Genomic DNA, 11,189 nt, shown 5'->3' with positions numbered 1-11,189 from the left:
TTCGAGTCCCGTCCGCTCCGCCAAAAAAGAGGAAAGGCGCATCATATGCGCCTTTTTTTTTGCCTATTGTATTAGAATAGCCGTTTTTAACAACATTTCGGGAAGGTTCTCTTCATATGTTGCATTTCATACGTAATCATGCCCAGGGATGGATTGCCTGGTTCATCGTTGGTTTAATCAGTATTCCATTCGCTCTGTGGGGCATCAATTCATATTTATCTGGTGCTTCGGCAGTGGTTGTGGCCGAAGTTAATGGTTCTCCCATCACTCAAACAGAATTACAGTCGTCACTTCAGCAATACCGTGACCGCATGAGAAGTATGATGGGCGATCAGTTCGACCCGGCTATGTTCGACAGTGCTACTGTAAAAAAAGATGTTTTAGATGGTCTTATTGAACAACGATTATTGCGTGACGCGAATATCACCTTAAAACAGCATATTAGTGATGCTGCTGTCTCTCAGTTCATTCGCTCTACCCCTGCTTTTCAACGTGATGGACAATTTGACTCAGACTATTATGGGATGGTTCTGGCAAGAGTCGGTTACACACCCACTCAATACGAAGCCCAATTGAGAGCTGATCTACTATCACAAGAATTGACAACAAATATTCAAAGCTCATCAATTGCCAGTGTGAAATTACTGAATGAAGCATTGAGATTAGAAAGACAGCAACGTGAGATTGCTTACGGTATTGTGCCCATCCAACAATTTGTTGAAGAAGTGAATGTGGATGATGCAGAAATTCGACAATATTATGACGATAATCTAGCCGCATACACAGCGCCTGAACAAGTCAAACTCAACTATATTGAATTATCTGTTGATGAGTTAGCAAAAGATATTCAAATCAATGAAGATGATTTGAAAAAATTCTATGCAGATAATCAAAATCAGTTTGTTGGCCCTGAGCAACGCCGTGCAAGTCATATCTTAGTTGAAGGTGATGACGAGAGCGCATTAGAAAAAATTAAAGCTATCCAAACCCGTATCAATGAGGGGGAAGACTTTGCTGAATTAGCTAAAGAGGCCTCGCAAGATACCGGATCGGCCAGTAATGGTGGCGATCTTGGATTCTTTGGCAGAGATGTTATGGATCCGGCGTTTGAAGAAGCGGCATTTGCATTAGAAAACGTTGGCGATGTCAGTGAGCCCATTAAGACTGAGTTTGGTTATCATTTAATTAAACTTACTGGGATTCAAAAACCAGAAGGTAAAAGCTTTGCTCAGGCGCGGGACGAGGTTGAAAATTTATATCGCCGTCAGCAAGCTGAATCTGTTTTTTATGATGAAGCAGAACAGTTAGCCAACCTAAGTTTCGAAAATCCGGATAGCCTTGATGTGACAGCAGAAGCTCTGGGTCTTGAAATTAAAACTACGCCAAGTTTTACCCGTACAGGCACTGAAGAGGGTATTACCAGTAATAAGAAGGTAATTGATGCGGCATTCAGTGAAGATGTATTGAAAAATGATCTCAATAGTGCAGTGATTGAATTGTCAGATAATGATTTGCTGGTCATTCATAAGAACAAGCATATTCCGGAGACGGTTTTACCTTTTGAGTCTGTGTCTCCTGCTATCAAACAGCAGTTGATTTTTGATAAAGCCAGAAAACTAGCCCAGGATGAGGGTGAGTCAATCTTGGAAAAAGTGAAATCTGGTGAAGCTCCAGACTCTTTGCTGACAAATTGGCAAGCGCCTGAATTTTATGGACGCGATGCTGAAAAAGTGAGTGGTCAGATTCTTCAGAGAGCATTTACCATGGCTAAACCATCATCATCAGCAAACTATGAAGGATTTTCTGCTGATAATGGTAATTATGTCGTTATTAAATTAACTTCAGTCAGAAACGGTAATATTGATGATGTGAATGAAGAGCAGAGAAAAGCACTTCAACAACAGCTTACAGGTATTTATGCGGCCGCTGAAGTTGAAGCTTTCATCGCTCAATTACGTCATGATGCTGAAATAGATATTCATCAAGATGCATTAAAATAAACAATCTTCATGAGCAGAAAAAAGGCGCGCCATGCGCCTTTTTTTATGTCAGTCGATCAACAATTGCACTGCCTACGCTATCGCTCCATACATTGATTGATGTCCTGAATCTGTCGAGAAACCAATCTACGGAAAGCAGCAATGCAATACCATCCAGTGGTAAGCCCACAGCGCTTAAAACAATCACCATCGTCACAAGGCCAGCCTCAGGAATGCCAGCGGCACCAATAGCAGCCAAGGTAGCCGTAATAAAAACAATTGCTTGTTGGGTTAAGCTAAGGTCAATGCCATAAGCCTGGGCAATAAACATAACAGCCGCCGCTTCATAAAGTGCAGTACCGTCCATATTGATTGTTGCCCCTAGTGGCAGAACAAATTTACTGGTTTTATGGCTAATACCATTCTCTCTGACGCATTCCATCGTCAATGGTAGGGTGGCAGAAGAACTCGCTGTACCAAATGCCGTTACCAAGGCTCGGCCCATTCCAAGCAGATAGCTTATGCCACGGCGTGTCGTTAATAGCAGAATGATAAATAACAATATGCCGTGTGCAAGAAGTCCCGTCAGTACAGTCACTACATGCCAGCCAACCGCTTTCATTTCACTTAAAAAATGTTCACCACCTCCAGCATTACCCAGCCTAGCAGCAATTAAAGCAAATATGCCTAGTGGAGCGAGGTGCATTACCCAGATAACGAGTTTCATCATGGCTTCATTGATGCCATCAAACAGCTGAAAGACCGGTCTGCCTGTTTCACCTAACGTACTTAAGGCCATAGAAAACAAAATGGCAAAGACAATCAAAGGAAGGAGTTGTGTTTCTGCTGCTGAAGCGATCAGATTAGGTGAGACCAAGGATAAGATGATATCACTGGCACCGGTGTCCTGTTTCTCCAGAATATATTCAGGCACCTCTGACTGACTCCATTGCATACCTGCACCTGGTTGAATCCAATTCACAACGACCAGACCGATAAAAACGGCGACAGCGGTTGATAAGCTGTAATAAAGTAAGGTCAGTCCACCCAGCTTGCCGAGCTTTTTCAGATTCCCTAATGATCCGATACCACTGACAATGGATGCAATAACCAATGGAATGATGGTCATTTTCAATGCATTAAGAAACAGTGTTCCAAGCCAACTTATCTGCGTGGCTGTGTCAGGTTTATACCACCCTAAGAAAACACCACTCACTGCGCCAAGGACAATGAAGGCCAATAAAATCATGGCATGTTTATGAGACATATGGCCTCCAAATAGAGATCAAAAAAAAGGGCATTAATCAATGCCCTTATGAGTTCTTGTAATATAGTGAAATTACTTATCACCAATACCGACAATATTGTAGCCAGCGTCAACATAGGTAATTTCACCCGTCACACCTGAAGCTAAATCAGAGCAGAGAAAAGCAGCTACATTACCGACTTCTTCAATCGTTACATTTCTTCTAAGTGGTGAGTTTCTCTCACCGTAGGCGAGCATTTTGCCAAAATCGCCAATACCAGCAGCAGCCAGTGTTTTGATTGGGCCAGCCGACACTGCATTGACACGGATACCTTGTTCACCCATTGAGTATGCCATGTAACGAACAGTGGCTTCTAAAGCTGCTTTAGCTACGCCCATGACATTGTAGTTATCAATGGCTTTTTCTGCACCTAGATAGCTTAATGTTAATAATGAGCCATTGCGACCTGCCATCATGTCTTTGCCTGCTTTAGCTAATGCAGCAAAACTATAGGCACTAATATCGTTGGCCATAGCGAAACCATCACGTGTGACACTGTCAACGAACCCACCCTGAAGCTGCTCACGTGGTGCAAAGGCAACAGAATGAACAATCGTATCTAGGCCATCCCAATGCTCAGATAACGACTTGAATACACCATTAATTTCATCATCACTGCTCACATCACAAGGAAAGACCAGTGCAGGGTCGGCGCCACATTCTTCAGCGATTTTTTCAACGCGTGATTTTAATTTCTCATTTTGATAAGTGAAAGCCAATTCAGCACCTTCTCGTGCCATAGCATGAGCAATACCAGATGCAATAGAGCGGGGGCTGGCTACGCCCACGATTAACGCACGTTTGCCTTGCAGAAAACCCATGTGTCTCTCCTAAACTACATATAAAGCGAGATAACTTACCTGATTTTGGGGATGACGGAAAGGGCAAGCATGCAGTAATCTTCTACTGGTATGATGCAGACACTATCTAATGTTCCGCAATGAGGTTGTATGAGATTGATATATTGCTTGCTCGCTATCGTGCTGTTTTTCACAACAGCCTGTGATAAGGGGGCGATAAATTCACCTTATCCTGAAGCGTCCAGCGATGAAGAGATCCTATACGCTGCTTTTTCTCTACGACCCAAACACTTGGATCCTGCCAGATCCTACAGCGCAAACGAGGTCATCATTACTGGCCAGGTTTACGAACCGCCATATCAATACCACTACCTGAAAAGACCTTATCAACTAGAGCCCCTGGCAGCTGAATCAATGCCCGATGTAGTCTACCTGGACAAGGATAATCATCCTGTTAAGGAGACTGATGATGATATTGCATATTCAATTTATACGATTCCCATCAAACATAATATTTATTACCAGCCACACCCTGCATTTGCCAGAGATGAAAACGGTGTCTGGCTGTACCATAACTTAACCGATGAAGAACTCTCTGATATAGAAGATTTAGCAGATTTTGAGCAAACAGATACCCGTAAACTGGTGGCAGATGATTTTGTATATCAGATAAAGAGATTGGCTCATCCCGAAATTCACTCACCGATACTTGGTGTGATGTCAGAGCATATTGTTGGACTAAAAGACTATGCTCAGAAGTTAAGAGATCTTCGTAAAAAAGGCGACGTAGTCGATCTTCGTCAGCATGACATCAGTGGCGTCAACATCGTTGATAACTACCATTATCAAATCAAGGTCTATGGCAAATATCCACAACTCGATTATTGGTTAGCCATGCCTTTTTTTGCCCCAATCCCTTGGGAAGCAGAACAGTTTTACTCACAACCAGGCTTGATAAATAAGAACATAACCCTTGATTGGTACCCAGTCGGAACGGGTCCTTTTTATATGACTGAAAATGATCCAAACCGACGCATGGTACTGACTAAAAACCCTCATTTTCATGGCGAGCGTTATCCAACAGAAGGGGAGGAAACGGATCGGCAAAATGGTCTGCTGAACGATGCAGGAAAATCGCTGCCTTTAACAGACAAAATTGTGTTTACCCTTGAAAAAGAAAGTACCTCTTATTGGGGGAAATTTATGCAAGGCTATTACGATGTAAGTGGCATTAGTTCAGACAGTTTCGAGCAAGCCGTGAATGTGTCAGCATCAGGCGAGTTTGGTTTAAGTGATGTCATGAAAGAGAAAGGAATAAAGCTTGAAACAGCCATTGCGGCGACGAGTTTCTATACTGGATTTAATATGCTGGACCCCGTTGTCGGTGGCTACACAGAGCGAGCAAGGAAACTTCGGCAAGCCATTTCAATCGCTATTGATCAAGAGGAATATATTTCTATCTTTGCGAATGGGCGAGGCATCCCCGCCCAAGGACCCATTCCTCCCGGTATTTTTGGTTACAGTGAGGGAAAATCAGGTATTAACACACACATATACAAATGGGAGAAGGGACAAGCTGTTCGTAAATCGCTTGACGCTGCTAAGCAACTTTTAGCAGAAGCGGGTTACCCCAATGGCAGGAACGAGAAAACTGGCGAGCCGCTCGTTATTTACCTGGATACCACGGCGAGTGGGCCTGATAGTAAAGCCGATTTAGATTGGATACGTAAGCAATTCAAAAAACTCAAAATACAACTCGTCATCAGAAGCAGTGACTACAATCGTTTTCAAGATAAAATTCGTCGTGGACGAACCCAGTTATTCCAATGGGGCTGGAACGCAGATTATCCTGATCCGGAGAATTTCTTATTTTTACTTTATGGACCCAATGGCCGAGCAGAATTTGGTGGTGAAAATACCGCCAATTATCACAACAAAGAGTTTGATATGCTTTTTGAGCAGATGCGAACGATGTCGAACAGTCCCGAGCGCCGATCTATCATAAACCGTATGGTTGATATTGCTAGAAAAGACGCGCCATGGATCTGGGGCTTTCATCCAAAACAGTTTTCGCTTTATCATCAATGGAATCATAATGTTAAGCCTAACTTAATGGCGAATAACACATTGAAATATCGCCGTATTGATGCGTCATTACGTGAAAAACTTCAGTCTGAGTGGAATCAGCCGATACTCTGGCCATTAGGCGTCGTACTTATTGTCATTATGCTGATGGTTCTGCCTGCGTTTTTAATTTACAGAGCGAAGAAGCATAAAAAGCAACGTTTTCCTTCGTCATAGAGGAGATTTTTACTATGCGATTAGGTAGAATGCACTGCCAGTGCTACGGCATTTCATTGATGAGTTTCTAGTCTTAGGGAGTAATTGAGTGGATTTAGCTACACTGCTAGGTTTTATTGCGGCTTGGAGTCTGATTATTGCAACGATTGCTCTTGGTGCAGCAGCCGGTGTATTCATCAACATGCCTTCATTAGCGATTGTCATAGGCGGCACCTTTGCGGTGGTATTGATGCGCTTCACTCTAGGACAATTTCTTGGCTCGTTTAAGACAGCAATGAAAGCGTTCTTATACAAATCAGAGTCACCTCAAGAAATCATTCAATCTGTTGTTGAACTAGCCACCATTGCAAGAAAAGAGGGCTTACTTGCTCTGGAAAGACAGGAGGTGGCTAATCCCGTTTTGGCAAAAGGTATACGCATGCTGGTTGATGGACATGAACCAGCGGTAGTCAAAAAAGCACTGGTTACGGAAATGAATGAAACCGTTAACCGTCACTCTATAGGCCAGCAAATCTTCAAAACGATGGGGGATGCTGGTCCAGCTATGGGAATGATTGGTACATTAGTCGGTTTGGTACAAATGTTGTCAAATATGTCCGATCCGAAATCCATTGGCCCTGCCATGGCTGTGGCATTATTAACCACACTCTATGGTGCAATGTTAGCCAATATGTTCGCTCTGCCTGTGTCTGATAAGCTCGCTTTACGTAGCAGTGAAGAGTTGATGAATAAGAGTATTATCATTGAGAGTGTAATGGGGATTCAGGAAGGTCAAAACCCGAAAGTATTAGGTGAGCTGTTACAAAACTTCTTACCAGCGTCTAAGCGTGATACTGACGAACCAGCTGCCTAGTTGGTCTCGGTTACATAGAAATGAGTGAAGATAGCCCAAGACCTAAAAAGCAAGACGAAGGCTTACCCGCCTACATGGGCACATTCGCAGACTTAATGTCATTGCTGATGTGCTTTTTTGTTTTGTTATTATCCTTTGCTGAAATGGATGCCTTGAAATACAAGATGGTGGTGAAATCTCTTGATAATGCTTTTGGCGTTCAGCGAGAAGTCATCGCTGATGCTGTGCCCGTTGGTACCAGTATTATTGCTCAAGAGTATAGTCCAGGTGAGCCTAAACCGACGCCGCTTAAGGTAGTGAGACAAGAAACCATCGATGATACCCGTGAAAAAATCAAGGTAACAATGGATGAAGAAGAGGTCGCGCGACAACAGGCGCAGGAAATAGCCGAAGAAACCCAGAAATTTCGTGAAGCATTAGATGAAGAAATTAAAGAAGGTTTAATTGAAGTAGAAAGTCAGTTCAGTCGGATTGTGATCCGAATTCGAGAAAATGGTTCATTTCCATCTGGTGACGCGAGATTGAACCCTGGCTTTAAACCTATTCTTAGAAAGATACACGACGTTTTAGTGGGTACGGGAGGTCAAATTGCTGTCGCTGGCCACACGGATGATGTACCGATTAATACGCCAAGATATCGATCAAATTGGGAACTATCTACCTCAAGAGCCACCTCTGTAGTACATGAATTGTTAGAACCTGGGGATATGAAACCAGAACGTTTTGTTTTAGAAGGGTATGCGGATACAAAACCATTGGTGCCTAATAATTCACCTGAGAACCGTGCAATTAACAGACGTGTTGAGATTATTGTGCTGAAATCGCCGGTTGAAGAAAGTTTAACCCGATCAATTGACGAGCTGATCAATGAGCATGATGCTGTTGATGGTTCAGTGTCTACTATTATCGAACGATGAGGGAAGAAGAATGAGAAAAATGCATATTTGGGTGTCGACACTCAGTATACTCCTGGCAAGCTCGGTAGCTTCTGCAACACAATGGCAGATAAACAACAACGAGTCTCAAGTGAATTTTATTTCAACAAAAAAGGTGAACATTGCTGAGGTTCATCAGTTTGACAAAATTGCTGGTAACTTAGCTGAAACAGGTGAGTTTTCTCTTGCCATTGATTTGGCATCGGTAAATACAGGCATAGAAATTCGCGACAGTCGCATGAAAGAGTTTCTTTTCAATGTCGCTGACTTCCCTAAAGCGACGATTACGGCTCAGCTGTCACCAGAACAAATAACACAGATTACCGTTGGGCAGACAAAACCATTATCTATTGATGGTTTTTTTGAACTGCATGGGCAAAAACAAGAAATGACATTTGATGTGCTTGTGACCAAAGTAACCGAAAATGAGTTGCTAGTGGTCTCTTCTCATCCTGTTATTTTGAGTGTTGATGATTATAAGTTGACACAGGGTGTAGAAAAATTACGTGAGCTGGCTGGATTACCAAACATAAGCCATGCTGTGCCGGTAAGTTTTTATTTAACGTTAAACGCGACGAACTAAGAGGTATTCCTCGCAATGCAAAAATTTTCAGTTGAGACTGGCATCGTTATTCCATTGGATCGCCCCAATGTCGATACCGATGCCATTATCCCCAAACAGTTTTTGAAGTCTATCAAGCGCACTGGCTTTGGTCCGAACTTGTTTGATGAGTGGCGTTATCTTGACCATGGTGAACCAGGACAAGATAACAGTGGACGGCCTTTAAACCCTGATTTTGAGCTTAACCAACCACGCTATAAAAACGGGACTATCCTGCTAGCGCGTGAGAACTTTGGTTGTGGTTCAAGTCGTGAACATGCTGTCTGGGCACTGGATGATTTTGGCATTCGCGTTATTATTGCCCCCAGTTTTGCAGATATCTTTTTCAGCAACACTAGTAAAAATGGTATTTTGGCTATCACTCTGGAAGAGTCGCTAATTGACAAACTGTTTGAGCAAGTAGAGGCGATGCCTGGCTACCAACTGAAAGTCGATTTACCAGAGCAAAAAATCACGTTACCTGATGGTGAGTCGATTGACTTTGAGGTTGATGCATTCAAAAAGCACTGTCTAATCGAAGGGCTTGATGATATTGGTCTCACCTTACAGCATCAAGATGATATCAAGGCTTATGAAGAAAAGCGCAAGCAAGAAGCGCCCTGGTTATTCTCGTAAGATAAATCTCTAATTCAGTAAATTATTTAAAGATATAAAAAATGACAAAAAAGATTGTAGTTTTGCCTGGTGATGGTATTGGTCCTGAAATCGTAGCTGAAGCAGTCAAAATTTTAGAAGCATTTCGTCAAGAGGGGCTAGATGTCTCTTTGGAATATGGCCTCATTGGTGGAGCAGCATATGATGAAACTGGTACACCGTTACCTGACGAAACACTGCAGATGTCAAAGCAGGCCGATGCAATTTTATTAGGTGCTGTCGGGGGCTACAAATGGGAGTCACTTGATATCAGTGTAAGACCAGAAAAAGGCTTATTAGGTATCCGCTCCGAATTGAATTTATTTGCCAATTTACGTCCGGCAATTTTATATCCGCAGTTAGCAGAAGCTTCTACACTAAAAGCTGATGTGGTGGCTGGTCTGGATTTGATGATTGTGCGTGAATTGACGGGTGGCATTTATTTCGGTCAACCACGTGGTATCAGAACGTTGGATAATGGCGAAAAGCAGGGTTTCAATACACTTGTCTATCGTGAAAGTGAGATTAACCGAATCGGCAAGGTCGCTTTTGATATTGCGAGCAAAAGACAAGGTCGAGTTTGTTCTGTAGATAAAGCAAATGTGCTGGAAAGCACAGAATTGTGGCGTGAAACTATGACAACATTGTCTGAATCTTATCCGGACATTGAATTGAGTCATATGTATGTAGACAACGCAGCCATGCAATTAGTACGAGCACCCAAACAGTTTGATGTGATGGTGACGACTAATATGTTTGGTGACATTTTGTCTGATTGTGCATCAATGTTAACTGGCTCGATTGGCATGCTGCCTTCCGCCTCGCTTGATGAAAACAGCAAGGGTATGTATGAACCGATTCATGGTTCTGCCCCCGATATTGCTGGACAGAATATTGCCAACCCACTGGCGACAATTTTGTCAGCTGCTATGATGTTACGTTACACACTCGATGAAGCTGCAATGGCTGATCGAATTGAAAAAGCTGTGAGTAAAGTACTGGATGATGGACTTCGTACTGCGGATATCTATTCTGAAGGTATGACAAAAGTGTCCACCTCTGAAATGGGTGATGCGGTATTAGCAGCGTTATAAATTAAAACAAAAGGTGTATTGTGAATAAAAAAGTAGATGTTGCAGTAGTAGGTGCTACAGGGGCTGTCGGTGAAGCCATGTTAGAAATTTTGCACCAACGTCAATTTCCAGTAGGTAAGGTATATGCACTGGCAAGCGGACGTAGTGCAGGCTCTACAGTAAGTTTTGGTAACAAATCCATTATTGTCGAAGATCTGGCTGAGTTTGATTTTTCTAAAGTACAAGTTGGCTTGTTTTCTCCAGGTGCTAGTGTCTCTGCTGAGTATGCCCCTAAAGCCGCTGCGGCTGGCTGTGTGGTCATCGATAACACATCACAGTTCCGTTACGATGATGATATTCCGCTTGTCGTGCCAGAAGTAAACCCGGAAGCCGTTGCTGATTACAAAAATCGTGGCATCATTGCCAATCCGAACTGTTCAACCATCCAAATGATGGTCGCATTAAAGCCTATCTATGATGCCGTCGGTATTACACGTATCAATGTGTGTACATATCAAGCTGTTTCTGGCTCTGGCAAACCAGCGATGGATGAATTGGCGAAACAGACTGCAGATTTATTGAATGGTCGCCCTGTTAAGGCAGAAGTTTATCCTAAACAGATCGCTTTTAATGTTCTGCCTCAGATTGATGTATTCATGGATAACGGCTACACCAAAGAAGAAATG

The 11,189-nt window shown here is 42.8% G+C and carries 10 protein-coding genes; 8 read left to right on the top strand and 2 right to left on the bottom strand.

Going from position 1 to position 11,189, the window contains the following annotated elements:
• The first annotated feature begins 116 nt into the window (after nt 1-116).
• Nucleotides 117-2,000, top strand: a complete 1,884-nt coding sequence (locus B3014_RS13760; protein WP_289245070.1) for a SurA N-terminal domain-containing protein — start codon at nt 117-119, stop codon at nt 1,998-2,000.
• 43 nt (nt 2,001-2,043) lie between these two features.
• On the opposite strand, the gene B3014_RS13755 is transcribed toward B3014_RS13760, so the two are convergent.
• Both B3014_RS13755 and B3014_RS13750 read right to left on the bottom strand, forming a co-directional pair.
• Nucleotides 2,044-3,246, bottom strand: coding sequence for a dicarboxylate/amino acid:cation symporter (locus B3014_RS13755; RefSeq protein ID WP_289245069.1), 1,203 nt, complete (start codon nt 3,244-3,246; stop codon nt 2,044-2,046).
• A gap of 72 nt (nt 3,247-3,318) precedes the next feature.
• On the bottom strand, nt 3,319-4,107 hold the full coding sequence (locus B3014_RS13750) for an enoyl-ACP reductase FabI (protein WP_289245068.1): 789 nt from the start codon (nt 4,105-4,107) through the stop codon (nt 3,319-3,321).
• Between the two features lie 129 nt (nt 4,108-4,236).
• Here B3014_RS13750 and B3014_RS13745 point away from each other — a divergent pair, with 129 nt between their 5' ends.
• From B3014_RS13745 to B3014_RS13715, 7 genes are all read left to right on the top strand, one after another.
• Complete coding sequence (locus tag B3014_RS13745; protein WP_289245067.1) at nt 4,237-6,387, top strand: ABC transporter substrate-binding protein; 2,151 nt, start codon at nt 4,237-4,239, stop codon at nt 6,385-6,387.
• A gap of 88 nt (nt 6,388-6,475) precedes the next feature.
• Nucleotides 6,476-7,240 carry a flagellar motor protein PomA gene (gene pomA, locus B3014_RS13740; protein ID WP_284722426.1) on the top strand — a complete coding sequence of 255 codons (765 nt, stop codon included), beginning with the start codon at nt 6,476-6,478 and terminating at the stop codon, nt 7,238-7,240.
• 20 nt (nt 7,241-7,260) lie between these two features.
• The gene (locus tag B3014_RS13735; RefSeq protein ID WP_289245066.1) at nt 7,261-8,157 is read left to right on the top strand and encodes a flagellar motor protein MotB; all 897 of its coding nucleotides are present in this window, start codon (nt 7,261-7,263) and stop codon (nt 8,155-8,157) included.
• A gap of 10 nt (nt 8,158-8,167) precedes the next feature.
• Nucleotides 8,168-8,758 carry a YceI family protein gene (locus B3014_RS13730; protein WP_289245065.1) on the top strand — a complete coding sequence of 197 codons (591 nt, stop codon included), beginning with the start codon at nt 8,168-8,170 and terminating at the stop codon, nt 8,756-8,758.
• A 15-nt stretch (nt 8,759-8,773) separates the two neighbouring features.
• Nucleotides 8,774-9,412 carry a 3-isopropylmalate dehydratase small subunit gene (gene leuD / locus B3014_RS13725; protein ID WP_284722429.1) on the top strand — a complete coding sequence of 213 codons (639 nt, stop codon included), beginning with the start codon at nt 8,774-8,776 and terminating at the stop codon, nt 9,410-9,412.
• Nucleotides 9,413-9,453: 41 nt separating this feature from the next.
• The gene (gene leuB / locus B3014_RS13720) at nt 9,454-10,524 is read left to right on the top strand and encodes a 3-isopropylmalate dehydrogenase (RefSeq protein ID WP_289245064.1); all 1,071 of its coding nucleotides are present in this window, start codon (nt 9,454-9,456) and stop codon (nt 10,522-10,524) included.
• 20 nt (nt 10,525-10,544) lie between these two features.
• A partial coding sequence (locus B3014_RS13715; protein ID WP_289287009.1) for an aspartate-semialdehyde dehydrogenase occupies nt 10,545-11,189 on the top strand: 645 nt, incomplete at its 3' end.

Origin of the sequence: Methylophaga sp. UBA678, assembly GCF_002299105.1 — a bacterium.
Lineage (GTDB): Bacteria > Pseudomonadota > Gammaproteobacteria > Nitrosococcales > Methylophagaceae > Methylophaga > Methylophaga marina.
The sequence above is the reverse complement of the archived record's forward strand: the minus strand, read 5'-3'. Positions and strand labels throughout refer to the sequence as shown.